At 72.2% G+C, this 18,804-nt stretch carries 21 protein-coding genes; 16 read left to right on the top strand and 5 right to left on the bottom strand.

The window, feature by feature from the left end; all coding sequences use genetic code 11:
- Window positions 1-8 precede the first annotated feature (8 nt).
- Window positions 9-785: a class I SAM-dependent methyltransferase gene (locus tag V5F67_RS20360; protein ID WP_394017838.1), complete on the top strand. Its 777-nt coding sequence runs from the start codon at window positions 9-11 to the stop codon at window positions 783-785.
- Between the two features lie 210 nt (window positions 786-995).
- Here the strand turns inward: V5F67_RS20360 and V5F67_RS20365 are convergent, their stop codons facing one another.
- Entirely contained in the window at window positions 996-1,307 is a 312-nt protein-coding gene (locus V5F67_RS20365) for a polyhydroxyalkanoic acid system family protein (protein ID WP_394017839.1), read from the bottom strand.
- Between the two features lie 17 nt (window positions 1,308-1,324).
- Window positions 1,325-2,272 (bottom strand): glutathione synthase, encoded by a 948-nt coding sequence (gshB, locus tag V5F67_RS20370; RefSeq protein WP_394017840.1) that lies wholly within the window; start codon window positions 2,270-2,272, stop codon window positions 1,325-1,327.
- Window positions 2,273-2,456: 184 nt separating this feature from the next.
- Between gshB and lgt the strand changes: the two genes are divergently transcribed.
- The 8 genes from lgt (at window position 2,457) to V5F67_RS20410 (ending at window position 8,798) form a co-directional block, all read left to right on the top strand.
- On the top strand, window positions 2,457-3,275 hold the full coding sequence (gene lgt, locus V5F67_RS20375) for a prolipoprotein diacylglyceryl transferase (RefSeq protein WP_394017841.1): 819 nt from the start codon (window positions 2,457-2,459) through the stop codon (window positions 3,273-3,275).
- Window positions 3,272-4,369, top strand: a complete 1,098-nt coding sequence (locus tag V5F67_RS20380) for a class I SAM-dependent methyltransferase (RefSeq protein ID WP_394017842.1) — start codon at window positions 3,272-3,274, stop codon at window positions 4,367-4,369. The genes lgt and V5F67_RS20380 overlap by 4 nt, the downstream gene beginning before the upstream one ends.
- Complete coding sequence (pgeF, locus tag V5F67_RS20385; RefSeq protein WP_394017843.1) at window positions 4,369-5,136, top strand: peptidoglycan editing factor PgeF; 768 nt, start codon at window positions 4,369-4,371, stop codon at window positions 5,134-5,136. The genes V5F67_RS20380 and pgeF overlap by 1 nt, the downstream gene beginning before the upstream one ends.
- A gap of 18 nt (window positions 5,137-5,154) precedes the next feature.
- Entirely contained in the window at window positions 5,155-5,712 is a 558-nt protein-coding gene (locus tag V5F67_RS20390) for an RBBP9/YdeN family alpha/beta hydrolase (RefSeq protein ID WP_394017844.1), read from the top strand.
- 80 nt (window positions 5,713-5,792) lie between these two features.
- Complete coding sequence (locus tag V5F67_RS20395; protein WP_394017845.1) at window positions 5,793-6,386, top strand: hypothetical protein; 594 nt, start codon at window positions 5,793-5,795, stop codon at window positions 6,384-6,386.
- Between the two features lie 111 nt (window positions 6,387-6,497).
- Complete coding sequence (locus V5F67_RS20400; RefSeq protein ID WP_394017846.1) at window positions 6,498-7,451, top strand: ribose-phosphate pyrophosphokinase; 954 nt, start codon at window positions 6,498-6,500, stop codon at window positions 7,449-7,451.
- A 47-nt stretch (window positions 7,452-7,498) separates the two neighbouring features.
- On the top strand, window positions 7,499-7,663 hold the full coding sequence (locus V5F67_RS20405; RefSeq protein ID WP_394017847.1) for a glycosyltransferase family 2 protein: 165 nt from the start codon (window positions 7,499-7,501) through the stop codon (window positions 7,661-7,663).
- 208 nt (window positions 7,664-7,871) lie between these two features.
- Window positions 7,872-8,798, top strand: a complete 927-nt coding sequence (locus V5F67_RS20410) for a hypothetical protein (RefSeq protein ID WP_394017848.1) — start codon at window positions 7,872-7,874, stop codon at window positions 8,796-8,798.
- Between the two features lie 25 nt (window positions 8,799-8,823).
- On the opposite strand, the gene otsA is transcribed toward V5F67_RS20410, so the two are convergent.
- Entirely contained in the window at window positions 8,824-10,305 is a 1,482-nt protein-coding gene (gene otsA, locus V5F67_RS20415; RefSeq protein ID WP_394018244.1) for an alpha,alpha-trehalose-phosphate synthase (UDP-forming), read from the bottom strand.
- A gap of 20 nt (window positions 10,306-10,325) precedes the next feature.
- Entirely contained in the window at window positions 10,326-11,102 is a 777-nt protein-coding gene (otsB, locus tag V5F67_RS20420; RefSeq protein WP_394017849.1) for a trehalose-phosphatase, read from the bottom strand.
- Between the two features lie 541 nt (window positions 11,103-11,643).
- On the opposite strand from otsB, the gene V5F67_RS20425 reads away from it, so the two are divergent.
- The 5 genes from V5F67_RS20425 to scpC all read left to right on the top strand — a co-directional run bounded on the left by V5F67_RS20425 (window position 11,644) and on the right by scpC (window position 16,033).
- Window positions 11,644-11,913, top strand: a complete 270-nt coding sequence (locus tag V5F67_RS20425; protein WP_394017850.1) for a YMGG-like glycine zipper-containing protein — start codon at window positions 11,644-11,646, stop codon at window positions 11,911-11,913.
- Window positions 11,914-12,182: 269 nt separating this feature from the next.
- Window positions 12,183-12,440, top strand: a complete 258-nt coding sequence (locus tag V5F67_RS20430; protein ID WP_394017851.1) for a hypothetical protein — start codon at window positions 12,183-12,185, stop codon at window positions 12,438-12,440.
- 200 nt (window positions 12,441-12,640) lie between these two features.
- On the top strand, window positions 12,641-12,856 hold the full coding sequence (locus tag V5F67_RS20435) for a NepR family anti-sigma factor (RefSeq protein ID WP_394017852.1): 216 nt from the start codon (window positions 12,641-12,643) through the stop codon (window positions 12,854-12,856).
- A 245-nt stretch (window positions 12,857-13,101) separates the two neighbouring features.
- Window positions 13,102-14,208, top strand: coding sequence for an extensin family protein (locus tag V5F67_RS20440; RefSeq protein WP_509210588.1), 1,107 nt, complete (start codon window positions 13,102-13,104; stop codon window positions 14,206-14,208).
- A 298-nt stretch (window positions 14,209-14,506) separates the two neighbouring features.
- Complete coding sequence (scpC, locus tag V5F67_RS20445) at window positions 14,507-16,033, top strand: succinyl-CoA:acetate CoA-transferase ScpC (protein ID WP_394017854.1); 1,527 nt, start codon at window positions 14,507-14,509, stop codon at window positions 16,031-16,033.
- A 9-nt stretch (window positions 16,034-16,042) separates the two neighbouring features.
- Here scpC and V5F67_RS20450 read toward each other — a convergent pair whose 3' ends face one another.
- Window positions 16,043-17,269, bottom strand: coding sequence for a penicillin-binding protein activator (locus V5F67_RS20450; RefSeq protein ID WP_394017855.1), 1,227 nt, complete (start codon window positions 17,267-17,269; stop codon window positions 16,043-16,045).
- A gap of 170 nt (window positions 17,270-17,439) precedes the next feature.
- On the opposite strand from V5F67_RS20450, the gene rsmI reads away from it, so the two are divergent.
- Entirely contained in the window at window positions 17,440-18,402 is a 963-nt protein-coding gene (rsmI, locus tag V5F67_RS20455; RefSeq protein ID WP_394017856.1) for a 16S rRNA (cytidine(1402)-2'-O)-methyltransferase, read from the top strand.
- Window positions 18,395-18,781 (top strand): YraN family protein, encoded by a 387-nt coding sequence (locus V5F67_RS20460; RefSeq protein ID WP_394017857.1) that lies wholly within the window; start codon window positions 18,395-18,397, stop codon window positions 18,779-18,781. The genes rsmI and V5F67_RS20460 overlap by 8 nt, the downstream gene beginning before the upstream one ends.
- Window positions 18,782-18,804: the final 23 nt, after the last annotated feature.

An 18,804-nucleotide genomic window follows, 5' to 3' on the forward strand; every position in this document is an offset into this window, starting at 1 on the left:
GCCGGCCCATGTCCTCAAGTCCTTCCGCCACCATCCAGGACCTGGTGGCGCGCCAGTTCGGCCCCCAGGCCGAGGCCTATGTGGCGAGCGCCGTCCACGCCCAGGGCGAGGACCTCGAGGCGCTCGCGCGCCTGCTCGAAGGCCACGGCGCGGCGCGCCTCATCGACCTCGGCTGCGGCGGGGGGCATGTGAGCTTCACCGCCGCGCCGCACGTGAAGGAGGTGGTGGCCTACGACCTTTCCGCCGAGATGCTGGCGGCGGTGGCCGGCCAGGCGGCCAGGCGCGGGCTCGGCAACATCGCCACCGCGCAGGGCGTCGCCGAGCGCCTGCCGTTCGAGGACGGCAGCTTCGACATCGTCGCCTCGCGCTACAGCGCCCACCACTGGGCGGACGCGGCGGCGGGCGTGCGCGAGGCGCGGCGCATGCTGAAGCCGGGCGGCCTCTGCGTGTTCATGGACGTGGTCGCGGCCGAGGACGCGCTGCTCGACACCTTCCTGCAGACCGTCGAGATGCTGCGCGACCCCTCCCACGTACGCGACTATGCGGCGCGCCAGTGGCGCGCCTTCGCGCACGGCGCGGGCTTCACCGTGGAGAGCGAGACGCCGCGGCGGCTGCGGCTCGAATACGGGCCATGGATCACCCGCATCGGCACCAGACCGGTCCACGCCGCCGCCATCCGCTCGCTCCAGGAGGGCGCGCCGCAGGAGGTGAAGCGCCACTTCGAGATCGAGGCCGACGGCACCTTCACCCTCGACACGCTCACTCTGGTGCTGAAGGCGGTGTGAGCGGCGGTCGGCTTTTCTCTGACACGGGTCCCCTCTGTCCCACCGTCATCCCTTTCAGCCGCGTCATGCCCCGGCTTGTCCGGGGCATCCACGCCGACGCTGGCCGGGTCGCATCGGCGCGTAGGGCGCTCCCGGCCGCAGGGTGGCCCCCCGGACAAGCCGGGGGATGACGGTGGGGATGGGGGAGCCGGCGGAGCGAAAGGGGAAGACCTACTTCTTCTCCAGCAGGATCTGCCCCTGCTTCATCACCAGGTCCTTGGCCTTGTTGGCCAGCATGGAAAGGAAGAAGGGCAGCTCCACCGAGAGGTTCACCGCCTCGTCCAGCACGTCGAGCGTGCCGGAGGCGTGCTGGCCCATGACGGCGACGCGGAAGTCGAGGTGGCCGTCGGTCCAGCGCTCCTCGACGATCTCCACGTGGCTCGAAAAGCGGTCGCGGACCGTGGTGAGCCCGGACTGGAGCCGGCGTGTCGCCTCGTCCTTGCCGAGCTTGTGGGGAACCGAGGCGGTGAAGGGCTGGGCCATGGGGTGATGCTCCGCAATCAGCGCGCCGCGCGCTTGTCCTCGATCCTGTCCCAGATCTCAGCGGCGATATCCGGGCCGCCCAGGCGCTTGATGGCCCTAAGGCCGGTGGGCGAGGTGACGTTGATCTCGGTGAGGTTGCCGTCGATCACGTCGATGCCGACGAAGATCAGCCCCATCCGCTTCAGCGACGGGCCGATGCGGGCGCAGATCTCCTGCTCGCGATCGGTGAGATCGGTGGGCCGCGCCGCGCCGCCGCGCACCATGTTGGAGCGAAGGTCGCCCTCGCTCGGCACCCGGTTCACCGCCCCCGCCGCCGCGCCGTCCACCAGGATGATGCGCTTGTCGCCGTGCTTCACGGCGGGGAGGAAGCGCTGGATCACCCAGGGCTCGCGGAAGGTGGTGGCGAACAGGTCGTAGAGCGAGCCGAAATTGAGGTCGTCGGCGGCGAGCCGGAACACGGCGGCGCCGCCATTGCCGTAGAGCGGCTTCATCACCACGTCGCCGAACTCGGCGCGGAACGCCTTGATCTCGTCGAGGTCGCGCGAGATCAGGGTCGGCGGCATCAGCTCCGGGAACTCGGTGACGAAGATCTTCTCCGGCGCGTTGCGCACATGGGCCGGGTCGTTCACCACCAGGGTCTTCGGGTGGATGCGCTCCAGCAGATGGGTCGCCGTCACATAGGCCATGTCGAAGGGCGGGTCCTGGCGCATCAGCACCACGTCCATCTCGCCGAGCGGCACGCGCGCCTTCTCGCCGAGCGTGAAGTGGGCGCCGGCCTCGTCCTTCACGGTGAGCGGCTCGACGGTGGCGAACACCACGCCGTCGCGCATGGCCATGCGCTCGGGGGTGTAGTGGTAGAGCGCGTGGCCGCGCCGCTGCGCCTCCAGCAGCAGCGCGAAGGTGGAATCCCCCGCGATGTTGATGCGGGCGATATGGTCCATCTGGACCGCGACCTTGAGAGCCATGACCATCTCCGGCGCCCGGCGCGGCGGGGCGCGGGCCTTGCGAACGTTGCTCTATCTATAGGGCGCGGCGCCGTCCCGCCAGCGGCGGGGGCCGCTGGAGAATGGACCCTGCCCTGCGCCGGGCCGGCTTGACGGCGACGCCCGCGGCTTGCCACATGGCGGCCGCCGCAGCCCCGGGGTGCCGATGCCGACCCTCGCCTTGCCCTTCCCCGCCATCGATCCGGTGCTGGTCCATATCGGCCCGCTCGCCATCCGCTGGTATGCGCTCGCTTACATCGCCGGGCTGGTGCTGGGCTGGCTCTACGGCCGCTGGCTCGTCTCGCGCCCCGCGCTCTGGGGCGGCACCGCGCCCATGCGCCCGCAGGACCTCGACGACGCGCTGTTCTGGGCGACGCTGGGCGTGATCCTCGGCGGGCGGCTCGGCTACGTCCTGTTCTACAATCCCGCCTATTTCGCCGCCAACCCGGCGGACATCGTCGCCGTGTGGAAGGGCGGCATGTCGTTCCACGGCGGGCTCGCGGGCACCATCGTCGCCCTGGTCCTGTTCGCCCGCGCCCGCGGCATCCGCATCCTCTCGCTCTTGGACGTGGCGGGCGTGGTGGCGCCGCTCGGCCTGCTGTTCGGGCGCATCGCCAACTTCATCAACAGCGAATTGTGGGGCCGGCCCGCCGACGTGCCGTGGGCGGTGATCTTCCCCACCGGCGGCAACATCCCGCGCCACCCGAGCCAGCTCTACGAGGCGGCGCTGGAGGGGGTGGTGCTGTTCCTCGTGATGATCCTCGTGGTGCGGCTCGGCGGGCTGAAGCGGCCGGGCGTCGCCGCCGGCATCTTCGGCATGGGCTACGGGCTGGGGCGCATCACCGGCGAGTTCTTCCGCGAGCCCGACGCCCAGCTCGGCTACCTCGCCTTCGGCACCACCATGGGCATGTGGCTCTCGGTGCCGGTGGTTCTGGCCGGCCTCGCGCTCCTCCTCTATGCGCTCAAGAGGCATCCCGCGCCGTGAGCCGGGAGCTGGAAGACGAGATCAGGGCGCAGATCGCCGCCTCGGGGCCGATGCCGCTGCGCCGCTTCATGGCGCTGGCGCTTGGCCATCCGAAATACGGCTACTACATCACCCGCGACCCGCTCGGCGCGGCCGGCGACTTCGTCACCGCGCCCGAGATCAGCCAGATGTTCGGCGAGCTGATCGGCCTGTGGGCAGTGGCGCAGTGGCAGGCCATGGGCGCGCCCGCCCCCTTCCGCCTGGTGGAGCTCGGCCCCGGCCGCGGCACGCTGATGGCGGACGCGCTGCGTGCCGCGCGCCTCGTGCCGGACTTCGCCGCCGCCGCCCGGCTGCATCTGGTGGAGACCAGCCCGGCGCTGCGCGCCGTCCAGGCCCGCGCCCTCGGTGCCGCCGAACCGCTCTGGCACGACCGCCTGGAAGAGGTGCCTGACGGCCCGGTCATCGTGATCGCCAACGAGTTCTTCGACGCCCTCCCCATCGACCAGTTCGTGTTCCAGGCCGGCCGCTGGCACGCGCGCAGGATCGGGCTCGACGCCGCCGGCGCGCTCGCCTTCGGGCTCCATCCCATGCCGGCGCCGGAGGCCGCCGCCCTGGCCGCGCCGCTTGGGCCGCCCGCCGAGGGCGCGGTGCTGGAGCGCATGGAGCCCGGCCCCGCCCAGGCGCTCGCCCGCCGCATCGCCGGCGCGGGCGGCGCGGCGCTGGTCATCGACTACGGCCATGCGGGCGGCTATGGCGACACGCTCCAGGCGCTCAAGGCGCACCTTTTCGCCGATCCGCTCGCCGATCCGGGCGAAGCCGACCTCACGGCGCATGTGGACTTCTCCGCCCTGGCGCGGCTCGCCCGGGGGGAAGGCGCGCGGGCCTTCGGGCCCGTCGGCCAGGGGGAATTCCTGCTGCGCCTCGGCCTCGCCCAGCGCGCCGAGCGGCTGAAGGCCGGCAAGGACACGGCGGCGCAGGCGGCGGTGGAGGCCGCCGCCCTGCGCCTCGCCGGCACGAAGGAAGGGCAGATGGGCGCGCTGTTCAAGGCTATGGTGATCGCCCATGAAGGGCTCGGCGCGCCGGTCGCGTTCGGTCCCGCCGAGGAGGTCCGCTGATGTATGTGGAAGCGCCGTCGCTCAAGGGCCTGCCGGGCATCCGCCATGCCTTCTTCACCCGGCGCGGCGGGGTGTCCACCGGCATCTATGAGAGCCTCAATGGCGGCCAGGGCTCGAACGACGACCCCGCGAGCGTGGCCGAGAACCGCGCCCGCATGGCCAAGGCGCTGGGGGTGGAGGCCGGCCACCTCGTCGCCTGCTGGCAGGTGCATTCGCCCGACGCCGTGCTCGCCACCGCCCCCTGGAGCCGCGAGGACGCGCCCAAGGCCGATGCGGTGGTGACGAGGACGCGCGGCATCGCCGCCGCCGTCTCCATCGCCGATTGCGGACCGGTGCTGTTCGCGGACCCGGAGGCGGGCGTGGTGGGCGCCGCCCATGCCGGGTGGAAGGGCGCGTTCGGCGGCGTCATCGCCGCGACCGTGGCGCTGATGGAACAGCAGGGCGCGCGCCGCGCCAATATCCGCGCCGCCATCGGCCCGCTGATCCGCCAGCCGAGCTACGAGGTGGGCGAGGACTTCGTCCAGCGCTTCCTGGAGGCGGACAAGGCCTTCGTCCAGTTCTTCGCCCCGGCCGACCGCGCGCACCATGCCCTGTTCGACCTGCCGGGCTTCATCGCCCTGCGTCTCAGGGAAGCCGGCGTCGGCCATGTGGAGGACCTCGGCCTCGACACCTATCCCGACCCCGAGCGCTTTTTTTCCTATCGCCGCGCCACCCACCGGCGGGAACCCGATTACGGCCGGCTGATCGCCGCCATCGCGCTCGGCTGAAGCTGAGGACCGCCGCCCATGAAGTCATCCGACGTCGACATCCTTCTGGTGCCGGGCTGGCAGGGCTCCGGCCCCGACCACTGGCAGAGCCGCTGGGAGCGCGCGCTCTCCACCGCCCGGCGCGTGGCGCAGGCCGATTTCGACGCGCCCGACCGCGACGCCTGGACCGCCCGCCTGGTGGAGGAGGTCGCGCGCGCCACGCGTCCCGTGGTTCTGGTCGCCCATTCCCTGGGCGTGCCCACGGTGGTGCATGCGGCGCCATCCTTCCCGAAGGGCAAGGTGGCGGGCGCCTTCCTGGTGGCGCCGCCGGACCTCGCGGCGGCGCGCGCGCCGGAGCTTGCCTCCTTCGCGCCGGTGCCCACCGATCCCCTGCCCTTCCCCTCGGTGCTGGTGGCGAGCCGCACCGACCCCTATTGCGCCTACGACCAGGCGGAGGGCTTCGCCCTCGACTGGGGCGCGGCGCTGGTGGATGCGGGCGATGCCGGCCACGTGAACGCCGAGGCGGGGTTCGGGCCCTGGCCGGAAGGCTCCATGCGCCTTCTGGGCTTCCTGCGCGCGCTGAAGGCGGAATCTTAAACGTTCCTTAACCGTTCCCATGGACCGCCGCGCCGTTTGCCGCTACCCCTGAGGCGTTAATGAAACCTTAGCGGGGACGGATGACGGCGCAGCGGTCGAGCGGAGCTGGATATGCCCGCGCCCTCAAGGCGTTCGCCGGTGCCGGCCTGCTCGGCGCGGGCCTGATGCTCGCCGGCTGCCAGACCGACGGCCTGTCCTCCGGCGGCGGCGCGCTCGCCTTCGACCGGATCGAGGGCCCGCCGCCGCAGAGCTTCGACCGGCTGGTGACGCAGCTGTCCAGCGCCGCCGACGCCCGCAAGGTCGAGGTGGTCTCGCGCCAGCAGGACGCGCCCTATCGCGTCAAGGGCTATCTCTCGGTCCACCAGGAGGGCGGCAAGGCCTCGGTCGCCTATGTCTGGGACGTCTATGGCCGCGATCGCGAGCGGGTCGCGCGCGTCTCGGGCGAACAGGCGGTCCCGGCCGCGCGCGGGTCCGACGCCTGGGCCGCCTGCACCGACGCCTGCCTCGCCCAGATCGCCGAAACCACCATGGCGGGCCTCTCCGAGGCGCTCGGCGGATCGGGCGCGCCGGCATCGGCCGCGATCGCCGCGGCGGCGCCCGCCGCCCCCGAGCGGTCCGCGAGCCTCGGCGCCGAGGCGCCCTCGGGCGCGGCGCTCGGCTACGCCGCGCGCTAGCGCACGCGCCGCGCGGCACTCCACCGGCCGACTTGGCCTTTACAAAGGCCCGACCGCCCGCCTATCTGGACGTTCCAGCACGGAGGCCCTGCGCGTCGGGCGGAGCACGAAATGTCATCCGAGAACGGTCCCATGAAGCTCGTCGCCGGCAATTCCAACCGCGCGCTCGCCGAAGCCATCGCCGCATACCTCGCCAGCCCGCTCACCAAGGCGGTGGTGCGCCGCTTCGCCGACATGGAGATCTTCGTCGAGATCCAGGAGAACGTGCGCGGCCAGGACGTGTTCGTGGTGCAGTCCACCTCGTTCCCCGCCAACGACCACCTGATGGAGCTTTTGATCATCATCGACGCGCTGCGCCGCGCCTCGGCCAAGCGCATCACGGCCGTGCTGCCCTATTTCGGCTATGCGCGCCAGGACCGCAAACCCGGCCCGCGCACCCCCATCTCGGCGAAGCTGGTGGCGAACCTCATCACCCATGCCGGGGCCGACCGGGTGATGACGCTGGACCTGCACGCCGGGCAGATCCAGGGCTTCTTCGACATCCCCACCGACAACCTCTATTCCGCCCCGGTGATGGTGCGCGACATCAAGGAACGGTTCGACGTCTCGAACCTCATGGTGGTCTCGCCCGACGTCGGCGGCGTGGTGCGCGCCCGCGCGCTGGCCAAGCGCATCGATGCCCAGCTCGCCATCGTCGACAAGCGCCGCGAGCGCCCGGGCGAGAGCGAGGTGATGAACGTCATCGGCAACGTGGAAGGCCGCTCCTGCATCCTGGTGGACGACATCGTCGATTCGGGCGGCACGCTGGTGAACGCCGCCGAGGCGCTGCTCGCCCGCGGCGCCAAGGAAGTCACGGCCTACATCACCCACGGCGTGCTTTCGGGCGGCGCGGTGGCGCGCATCACCGCCTCCAAGCTCAAGGAACTGGTGATCACCGATTCGATCCAGCCCACCGAGGCGGTGCGCGTGGCGCGCAACATCCGCGTGGTCTCCATCGCCTCCCTCATCGGCGAGGCGATCGCGCGCACGGCGCACGAGGAATCGGTCTCCAGCCTGTTCGACTGAGCCCGAAGGCGCCTTCCGGTCGAGAACGCCGCGCGCGGAGCCCGGGCTTGAAGATCGCCATCTGCGCCATAGTCAGGGACGAGGCGCCCTATGTGCTGGAATGGGTCGCGCACCATCGCGCCCTCGGCTTCGACCACATCTTCGTCTTCGACAACGAGAGCCGGGACGGCACGTCGGAACTGCTCGACAGCCTCTCGACCCTCGCTTCCTGACCCGCATCCCCTTCCCGGACGACGCCACGTCGGCGCCCCAGCCCCGCGCCTATGCGCGCATGCTCGAAATCTGGCCGGCGTGGGCGGACTTCGTGGCCTTCATCGATGCCGGCGAGTTCATCTATCCCGCGCGCGCCGGCTTCGACCTGAAAGGCTGGATCGGCGCCCTCGCCGCCGACCCCGGCCTCGGCGCCATCGGCCTCGACTGGTGCACCTATGGCAGCGCGGGCGAGATCGCCTCCGCCCGCGCCCGGTGCTGGAGCGCTTCCAGCACCGCAGCGAGCGGCTCCACGAGATCAGCCCGCACGGGAAGACGCTGCTGCGGCGCGACGCGGGCCTCGCCTGCATCACCCCCCACACCTTCGTGCTCCGGGACGGGCTGCGCTCTGTCCATGCCGATGGGCGGCAGATGCGCGCGTGCCCCGAGATCGGTCCCGGCGCGTCGCAGGACGTGGTCTGGGCGCCGGTGCGGCTGAGCCACTATCCGGTCAAGTCGCGGCAGGAGCTCTTCCACCGCAAGCGGCTGAAGGCCAGCGCCGCGCTGCTGTCGCGGCAGAAGGACCTGCATTATCTCCAGATCCGCGACACCAACGACGTCGGGGACATCCCGCACGCAGCCCTGCTCTCGCGGACGGCCAGGCTGCGGCGCCGCTACGCGCGCCACGTCGCCGGCACGTCCTGGCTCGGGAGCCGCCTGTTCCGCCGGCGCATCGATCCGCTGCTGGCCCGGATCGATGCCCTCTTTCCCCTTCTCACGCCGGAGCAGCGGCAGCAGCTGGCCGAATGGTCGCCGACACTCCCGCCCCTGGGGGCGGGACATCTCGACCGGTGCGAGATCGAGGGCGGCGCGATGCGCCTGACGGGCTGGGCGTTCGGCGCCGAGGGCGCGCCCATCGACACCTTCGCGGTCGTGGTGGACGGCGCGGCGGTGGAGGCCTTCACCGTGGAACGGATCGACCGCCCCGACGTGCCCGAGCATTATCCCGGCGCCACGGGCGCCAGCGGGTTCGCGATCGCGCTGACGCTCGACCGGCCGCCCGGCCCGCTTCGGGAGGGCAGCGACATCGCCATCCGCGGCCGCGCCGCCGGCCGGCGGGAGATGCCCATCCTCGCCGAGGCGCGCTGGGCCGGCTGATCCGCCGGACGTCGGGCGGAACGCGTCATGCCTTGCGCGGCGCCGGATCCGGCCGCCAGTCCGGTCGGCCGCGCACGGTGCGCACCGCCGCCGCGGGCAGCGACATGGCGGGAAGGGACCGGTCGTCTGTCAGCTCGGCGAGGAAGCGCTTGGCCCAGCGGTCGATGTCGTTGGCCTGAAGCACCGCCATCATGCGCCGGTAGCGGCCGGAGCGCTCGGCGAGCGGCATCTCCAGCGCCTGGCGCAGCGCCTGCGCCATGCCGTCGAGATCGTGCGGATTGACGATCAGCGCGCCGGCGGAGAGCTCGTGCGCGGCGCCGGCGAACTGCGACAGCAGCAGCACGCCGGGATCGTCCGGGTCCTGGGCGGCGACGAACTCCTTGGCCACGAGGTTCATGCCGTCGCGCAAAGGGGTGACCATGGCGACGCTCGCCGCCCGGTAGATGCCGGCGAGCTCCGAGCGCGAATAGGTGCGGTTCACATAGCGCAGCGGCGTCCACGACACGTCGCTGTAGAGGCCGTTGATCTGCCCCGCCTTGCGCGAGACGAACCGGTCCATCTCCGCATATTCGGGCACCTCGGTGCGGCTCTTGGGCGTGATCTGCACATAGGCGACCCGGTCGTGCCAGTCGTCCGCGCTCCGCAGGAACCGCTCGTAGGCCTCCAGCCGGTTCGGGATGCCCTTGGAGTAATCGAGCCGGTCGACGCCGACGATCAGCTTGCGGCCCGACAGGCTGTCCTTGAAGCGCTTCACGAACTGGGTGCGGCTCGCGTGCCGGGCGCGGCGGGCGAACGCCTCGGTCTCGATCGCCACCGGGAAGGCGCCGAGCTTCACCCTGCGCCCGCTCACGTCGTAGCTGCGACCGTCCGCCGAGGACTGGCCGCCGCGAGTGTCGAGATAGCGGGCGAAGTTCTCCTTGTCCTGCTCGGTCTGGAAGCCGACGAGGTCGTAATAGGCGAGCGCGCCGACGATCTCCCCGTGCTTCGGCAGGGCCTGGATCAGGTCGGGCGGCGGCATGGGGATGTGCAGGAAGAAGCCGATCCGGTTCCTGTGCCCGCGCTCGCGCAGGTATTGGGCGAGCGGCATCATGTGGTAGTCGTGGATCCACAGGACGTCGTCCGGCCCGATGATCTTGGCGAGGTGGTCGGCGAAGTTCCGGTTCACCCGGATATAGCCGGACAGGTCCGCCTGGGCGAACTCCGCGAGGTCGACGCGGTAGTGCAGGATCGGCCACAGGACCCGGTTGGCGAAGCCGTTGTAGTACTCCTGGTAATCGTCCTCCTTCAGGTCGATCACCGCGTAGGTCATGCGCTTCTGCGTGGTGACGGCCGGATGGTCCGAGGGCGTGGGCGAGATCGTCCCGCTCCAGCCGAACCAGATGCCGCCGCGTTCCTTCAGCGCCGCGTTCACCGCCACCGCCAGGCCGCCGGCCTGGGCGCGCCGCGCCGGGTCGGGAACGGCGACCCGGTTCGACACCACGACGATGCGGGACGCGCCGCCCCCCATCGCTTCCTCGGCCAGCCCGATCACCGAACCGTCCCGGCGGCCAAGCCAGCCAGCCAGTCGCGCACCGCCCCGGCATCGGGCAGGACCGTGTCCACGTCGGGCAGCCGCCGGCCGACCGACACCGCCGCTCCGCCATAAGCGCGCGCGGCGAGGAACCCCGCCTCGTCGGTGACGTCGTCGCCCACGAACACCGGCGTGCGTCCGGCAAAGGCCGGCTGCGTGAGGAAGGCGGCGACGGCCGAGCCCTTGTCGTGCTCCTCGGGCTTCACCTCGAACACCATCTGCCCCGCCAGCACCCCATAGCCGCGCCCGCAAGCCTCCACCAAAGCGGCGATCTCGGCGCCGAGGAGCGGGCCGGCATCGGGCGCCGCCCGGTAGTGGACGGCGACGGCGCAGGTCTTGTCTTCCGTGAACACGCCGTCGAAGCGGCGCGCGAGATCGTTCAGGCCCTGGCGCAGCCGCTCGGGGAACGGCGGCACGGCCGACGTGACCGGCCCGCCCGCATCAAGCCGGATCTCCGCCCCGTGGACCCCGGCCGCCGGCAGCGCCAGCGGCGCGAACAGCGCATCGAGCCGGGCCACGGTCCGCCCGCTCACCAGAGCGAGGGCGCCGCCAAAGCGCGTGGACAGGCTGCCGAGGAGCCCCACCAGCCCCTCGGGCACCCGCACCGCATCGGGATGGGGCGCGATGTCGATGAGGGTTCCGTCCACATCGAGGAAGAGGGCATGGGTTCCCGGATCCAGAAGGGTGGCGCGGCGGGGTTCGAAGGCGCGCACGCGCGCGGCGGATGGCTGCATCAAACACGACCTCTCTTGAGCTATGCGGTAGAACGCCGGGTTCGCGGCGACGGTTCCCTTTTGGGCGCCGGTTTGTCGCTGGTCGGGCGCGAAAGTGGCGCCAGGGACGAATCACCGCATTCGGCGGCGGTCTTTAAATACCGTATTTCGTGACCGGGAAGCCACACCTCCCGACTTCCTCCGGCCAGCGGCCAGGCGTGATTCGCGGGCGCATGCGCCCCCGGACCGCCGCGGGACAGCCTGACATGGCAAGCGGAACCGCCGTTCCCCAAGGCCGCAGGGACCGGCGCGGCCGCACGCGCGCAGCCCCTGAACCATCGACGCCGGCCGGAACCCGAAGCCCCCGCTCGCGCTTGATGAGGTGCAAGGATGGGCCGGCCGGGAACCTGCATGGTATATGACCTTAGGTCCGGTGCCGCGGGGGCGGCCGTCCGGATCGCCTCGTCGGGCGGCGTCGTCCGCCGGCCGCCCAGCGGGGCAAATGCAATCGCGCGGACGCTCTTCCGGTCCTCCCGGCCGGAAGAAGGGGCAGGAGATCAGGATGAAAGCGGTTCTCATCGCGGGCGCCCTCGCGCTCGCTCTCGCCGGGTGCAGCGAATATTCGCGCTCCGACCGCGCGGTCGGCGGCGCGGCCATCGGCGCCGGCACCGGCGCGCTCATCGGCGCGGCGGCCACCGGCACCGGCACCGGCGCGCTTGTGGGCGGCCTCATCGGCGCCGGCACGGGCGCCATCATCGGCGCCGAGACCACGCCGCGCGCCTGCTGGGCCAAGGACCGCTACGGCAACCAGTACCGCGTGCAGTGCCCCTGAGGGCCGTGCGCCGGAGGTGATGAAAGGGGCGCTCCGGCGCCCCTTTTTCATTGGCCCGCCGCCTCCGCCTGGGAAGGCTTCGTTTACCTTGTTGGCTGTAGAGTTCCCGAACCTCTGAGTTCGACTTCATGAGCGGGCCGGTGCCCCCGGCCCGCTCTTCTTTTGCGCCGCCGCCGCGGGCGCAGGAGTCGATCCGCTTCTGTTTTCCACTGGAACAAATTCCGCGGGCCCGCGTTTGACCGGCGGATGGAAGCGCGGAGACCCTCCCCATGACCGAGCCGCGACACACCGAGATCGGGGCATCGACGGCCAAGCCAGGCTCGTCATCACGCTCCGGCGGACCACTGTCCGGGCGCGCGCGCCGGCCGCGGATCGTCGACGAGGAGCGACGGCTCCTGCGGGAGGTGGAGGCGACCTTCGTCGGCGCCGACGTCAAGCGCGCCGATGTCGACGCCTTCGGCCACCTGCCGTGGGACGCGGAACCGGGAGACGACGAGGCGAAGCCCTCGCGGCTGTTCCGCGAATGAGGGCCGGCTCGGCCGCGGCATGCCGGTTTTGCCGAAGGCGGGGCGCTCGCGCCGCCTTTCCTTGTTGCAACGCACGCTTGCGGATGCCACATGTGCGCTTCCGCATGCGTCTGCCTTGATGAAGAGCCATGCGAACGGTGCGCGCCTTCCCCTTGGACACGACCTCCGCGACGACGCAGAACCAGAAAGAGACCGGCGGCATGCGAACGCCTCACCGACGGGACATCTCCGCGCGCCAGGACCTCATCGGCCGGGAGCTGCGCCAGCTGTTCGACGGCTACACCAGCGAGCAGGTGCCGGACGACCTGATGCGCCTTGCCGAGCGGCTCCAGTCCGCCTTCGAGCAGCGTGATCCGACGCCCGCGGCGGAGCCCGGCCCCGCGGAGCCGGCGCGCCGCGAGACCGACGGCGAATAAAGCGCGCCCGCCGCGCCCGCTGATCGCGGCGGGAGAGGCCCACTGACCTCGCCCGTTTGCGCTTGGATGAGGAGCGCGCCTTCCGCGGCCGGCTTGCCCTGCAAGCTGGCCGATGTGCGTTTCGGCGCGCCCGCACGGGCGCAGGCCCGGGGTGGGCGAGACGACGGGTGCATTTCCGCGCCGCCCGCCGCCCGCGCGATCCGCCCTTAACCCCTTCGCAACGCCACTGCGCCAGGATGCCCGCCATGGCGCGCGGCGTATCCTTGTTTCTCGTAGCCTCGCTCGTCCTCACGGGGCTGCTCACCGGCTGTCGTTTCGACTTCGAAACGCGGGACGCCTGGCGTGCGGAAGCCGAGGAGCAGTGCCTTGCCGAGAAGGGCGTGGTCGCCTCCGCCTTCATGGAGCCGCTCTCCGCGCTCAACGGCTCCGGCGCCTGCGGCATGGAGCATCCGTTCCAGGTCAACGCCTTCGCCGACGGCAACGTGGTGCTGGAGCCCACCGGTAAGCTCGCCTGCCCCGTGATCCGCGAGACCGACCGCTGGCTCGCGCAGGTGGTGCAGCCCGCCGCCATGGCCTGGATGGGGCAGCCCGTGACCGCCATCCGCCACATGTCGGCCTATTCCTGCCGCGGCATGAACGGCGATCCCAACGCCAAGATCTCGGAGCACGCCTTCGGCAACGCCCTCGACATCGGCGCCTTCCGCTTCGCCGACGGACGCTGGGTGACGGTGAAGGACGGCTGGCGCGGGCCGGCCGACGCGCGCGGCTTCCTGCTCCAGGTGCAGGCGGGCGCGTGCGAGCTGTTCACCACCGTGCTCGCGCCGGGCTCGAACGTGTTCCACTACGACCACATCCATGTGGACCTGATGCGCCGCACCTCCGGCCGCGCCATCTGCAAGCCCGCGCCGCGGCCCTTGCCGGCGCCGCTGATCGCCGTGAAGGCGCCGGAACCCGCGCAGTCCTATCCGCCGCTCGCCTATCCTGCGGCCGCGCCGGAGCCGGCCAGCCTGCGGCCGCCGCTCGCTCCGGCGGCTCCGCCCCCGGCGGCGCCGGTCGCCGCGCCCGACGTGGTGCGCCAGCCGGCGCCGGACATGGCGCCGCCCGGCGCACTCTATGGCGGGCCGCCGCGGCCGGGACGCGACGTGCCGGCACGCGGCGCCGCGCCCCCGGGCAATCTCCCGCCGGGCTGGATCGTCGGGCCGGAGGGTCAGCGCCCGCCGCCCATGTCCTACGCGCCGAGCGATCACGGCCCCGCGGTCACCGGCTCCGTGGCGGCGCGCAAATACTACACCGCCCCCGTGCCCCAGGCCTCCACCATCCCCCTGCCCAAGGCGAAGCCCGGCGAGGACTGACCGGGCCGGACCGCCGCCGGGATGCCTTCGATGCGCACTCAGCGCGGACGGCCCATGCGTTCCGTGCGGGGCTCGGCCATGGGGCGGGCGCGGGCGCCTGCCTCCGGCCCGCGCGCGGGGCATTGAACGGCAAGGGTTTGCGATTTCCCGATCCACCCGGGGCGGAGCCGTTCGGCCTGCGCCTCGCCATCCATGCGTGAGGCGGGACGGCCTTAAGTCGAATATCCTATGGAGCGACGGGCTTCCTATTGCGACAGCCCAAGCGACGCGCAAAGCCAGCACCCTGCTTGGAGTCCCCATGCCGCACGACCGCATCCGCCTCGGCCAGCTTCACGAGAAGATCGTTTCCGCGGAGGCGGCAGCGGACCTCATACAAGACGGCATGATCGTCGGCATGAGCGGCTTCACCCGCGCCGGCGAGGCCAAGGCGGTGCCCATGGCGCTCGCCACCCGCGCCAGGCAGGCGCACGGGCGCGGCGAGCCGCTGAAGATCACCCTCATCACCGGCGCCTCGCTCGGCAACGACCTCGACAAGCAGATGGCGGAGGCGCACCTGCTCTCGCGCCGCATCCCGTTCCAGTCCGACCCGGCGCTGCGCAAGGCGATCAATGCCGGCGAGGTGATGTTCGTCGACCAGCACCTTTCCGAGACGGTGGAGCACCTGCGCACGAACATGCTCGGCCCCATCGACGTGGCGGTGGTCGAGGCGGTGGGCATCACCGCGAACGGCGGCATCATCCCCACCACCTCGGTGGGCAATTCCGCCACCTTCGCCATCCTCGCCGAGAAGGTGATCGTCGAGATCAACCTCACCCAGCCGGCGGAGCTGGAGGGGCTGCACGACATCTACATTCCCACCCGCCGGCCGTTCCGCGAACCGATCCCGGTGGTGACGCCCGAGAGCCGCGTGGGGCTGCCCTTCATCGCCATCCCGCCGGAGAAGATCGCCGCCATCGTGGTGACGCGGAAGCTGGACAGCGCCTCCAATGTGCTGCCGCCGGACGACGAGACCGCGGCCATCGCCGGCCACCTGATGCAGTTCCTGGAGCACGAGGCGCGGCGCGGCCGGCTGACCTCGCGCCTGCAGCCGCTCCAGGCCGGCATCGGCACCATCGCCAACGCGGTGATGCACGGCTTCATCAAGAGCCCGTTCCACGACCTCACCATGTATTCGGAGGTGCTGCAGGATTCGACCTTCGACCTGTTCGACGCCGGCAAGCTGAACTTCGCCTCCGGCTCCTCCATCACCCTGTCGAAGCAGAAGCACGACGAGGTGATGCCGAGGATCGCCGACTACAAGCCGCGCCTGATCCTGCGCCCGCAGGAGATTTCGAACCATCCGGAGATCATCCGCCGCCTGGGCATCATCGGCATCAACACGGCGCTGGAATTCGACATCTACGGCAACGTGAACTCCACCCATGTGGGCGGCACGCAGATGATGAACGGCATCGGCGGCTCGGGCGACTTCGCGCGCAACGCCTATCTGTCGGTGTTCGTCACCAAGTCCATCGCCAAGGGCGGCGCGCTCTCCTCGGTGGTGCCCATGGCGAGCCACGTGGACCACACCGAGCACGACGTGGACATCCTCATCACCGAGCAGGGGCTCGCGGACCTGCGCGAGCTCGCCCCGCGCGAGCGGGCGCGGCTCATCATCGCCAATTGCGCCCACCCGCTCTATCGCGACGCGCTGGAGGACTATGTGGCGCGCGCCGATGCCCGCGGCGGCCATACGCCCCACGTCATCGAGGAGGCGCTCTCCTGGCATGCGCGGGCGCGCGAGACCGGCTCCATGCTGCCCCGGCCGGACCTCAGGATCGCCTGACGGCGCCGCTCAGAGCTGGGCGAAGGAGCGCGGGGCGGGGCTCGCCACCTGCACCGCCCCGGCCTTGATCTCCATCACCGCGAGGCCGCGCTCGATGGTGCCGTCGGCGCGGAAGCGGAACGTGCCCTCGACGCCCGAGAAGCCCGAGGGACTGGAGAGCGCCGCCACCGTCACGCCGTCCGGCCCGGTGGCGCGCACCACGGCGGTGACGAGCGAGACCGCGTCGTAGGAGAGCGTCGCGGTGCGCACCGGCTCGGCGCCGAAGCGCGCGCGGAAGCGGTCCGAGAACGCGCGCCAGCCGGAGAGGTCGGGCGCGGCGAACTGCGCGCCCTCGAACAGCGGATCGGAGAACAGGCGCTGGTCGTCCCACAGGCCGGTGCCGGCGAGGCGCAGGCGCTTCAGGTCGACGCCGTTGGCGGCGAGCATCTGCACCATCTGCAGCGCCTGGTCGGGCGTGTCGGGAATGAACAGCACGTCCGCCTGGGCGAGCGACGGCGCGACCCGGCGGGCCACCTCCCCCATCTTGGCGCGGTCGGTGCCGAAGCGCTCCATCACCGCCACCCGGCCGCCGGCGGAGGCCACCGTCTGCTGGAGCGCGCCTTCCACCACCGTGCCGTACGCGCTCTCCGGCAGCAGCGCCGCGAACGAGCGCCGGCCCTGGGACGCCTCGAACTGCACGATGCGCTCCACGTCGCCCGAGGGCAGGAAGCTCAGCAGGAAGACGCCGTTGCCGGCCACGTTCGCGTCGGTGGAGAAGGCGATCATGGGCATGGCGAGGGGCCGCGTCACCTGCGCCGCCGCGGCCACCGAATGGGCGAACAGCGGGCCGATGATGACCTTCGCCCCCTCGCCCACCGCCGCCTCGGCCGCCATGCGCGCGCCCTGGGCGGTGCCGAGGTCGTCCTTCACGATGAGGCGGATGTCGGCGCCGCCCGCCTCGGCGACGGCGAGCTCGGCGGAATTCTTCATGGACTGGGCGACGATGCCGGCATTGCCCTGCGCGCCGAGCGGCAGCAGCAGCGCGACCAGCGTGCCGCCGGCGCCGAGCTGCTGCGTGGTCGGCGGCGGCGCGGGCGCCACCTGCGGCGCGTCGCCGAGATCGCCGCCGGCGCAGGCCGAGAGCAGGCCCAGCGCGCCGAAGCCGCCGCCCGCGCGCGCCCAGCGCGCAAGGACGGCGCGCCGCGAGACCCCGCCTTCCGCCACGGCGCCCGCCGTCCCGTTCCCGTCCTGCCTCAACGCCTGTCTCCCCGCAGCCCGCGCCCCCGCGCAGGACCTCGTACCCCTTGGGGCGGCAATTTGACGAGGGGAAGGCAAAGGCGGCGGGAAAGCGGGCCGGCGCGGACATTTCCAAAGCCCGCCGCCGCCGTGCCGTTTCCCGTCCGCGCGGCCGGGTCTATGTTCGGCGCATGAGCGTTCCGTCCTCAGCCTCCGCCCGCACGGGCGAGGCGCCCAAAAGCTTCCTCATCGCCGGCGTGCGCGTGCCGGTGCCGCCTCTGGCACCGGGCCTCCACGTGGTGGCGACGCCGATCGGCAATCTCGGCGACGTCAGCGTGCGGGCGCTGGAGACGCTGGCCGGCGCCGACGCCATCGCCTGCGAGGACACGCGCATCACCCGCCGGCTGCTCGACCGCTACGGCATCGAGACCCAGCTCGTGCCCTATCACGACCACAACGGCGCCTCGGCGCGGCCGAAGCTGCTGGCGCGGCTGGAGCAGGGCGCGCGCCTCGCTCTGGTCTCGGACGCCGGCACGCCGCTGGTGTCCGACCCCGGCTACAAGCTGGTGGTGGAGGCGCTGGAGGCCGGCCACAAGGTGCATCCGATCCCCGGCGCCTCGGCGCTGCTGGCGGCGCTGGTGGTCGCGGGCCTGCCCACCGACTGCTTCCTGTTCGACGGCTTCCTGCCGCCCAAGGGCGGCCAGCGGCGCGCGCGCATCGCCGAGCTGGCGCGCATCCCGGCGAGCCTCGTGCTCTACGAGAGCGGCCCGCGCCTCGCCGAGAGCCTCGCCGACCTCGCCAGCGGGCTCGGCGCGCGGCCCGCCGCCGTCTGCCGGGAATTGACCAAGGCGTTCGAGGAGGTGCGGCGCGGCGACCTCGACGCGCTCGCCGCCCATTATGCCGGCCGCGAGGCGCCGAAGGGCGAGATCGTCGTGGTGGTGGGCCCGCCGCGCGAGGAGGCCGCCGACGACGCGGCGGTGGACGCGGCGCTGCTGCGGGCCCTGTCGCAGGGCTCGGTGAAGGACGCGGTGGCCGAGGTCGTCGCGCTCACCGGACGCCCCAAGCGCGAGGTCTACGCCCGCGCGCTGGCCCTGTCGGAAGCGCGCTCGCGCGACGGCGCCGACGACGATCCGGCCGGAGACGGCGGTGGCTGAGGCGCCGCCGAACGGCACCGAGAAGCGCCGCGCCGCGCATCGCAGCGGGCTCGCGGCGGAGGATCGCGCCGCGGTCCTGCTGGAGGCGCGGGGGTTCGAGGTGCTGGCGCGGCGCGTGCGCACCAAGGCCGGCGAGATCGACCTCGTGGCCCGGCTCGGCGACCTGCTGGTGTTCTGCGAGGTGAAGCTGCGCGCGGGGCTGGAGGACGCCGCCTTCGCGGTGCTGCCGCGCCAGCGCCGGCGCATCGCCGCCGCGGCCGCGGCCTACCTCGCCGCCCATCCCGAGTTCGACGGGATGAACCTGCGCTTCGACGCGGTGCTCCTGGCGCGCTCGGGCGCCGCCGAGCACGTGCCGGGGGCCTTCGAGGCGGAGGCGTGAGACGTAGGCCGAGCGGCGCGGGC

The organism is Xanthobacter pseudotagetidis, assembly GCF_043194795.2.
GTDB lineage: Bacteria > Pseudomonadota > Alphaproteobacteria > Rhizobiales > Xanthobacteraceae > Xanthobacter > Xanthobacter tagetidis_A.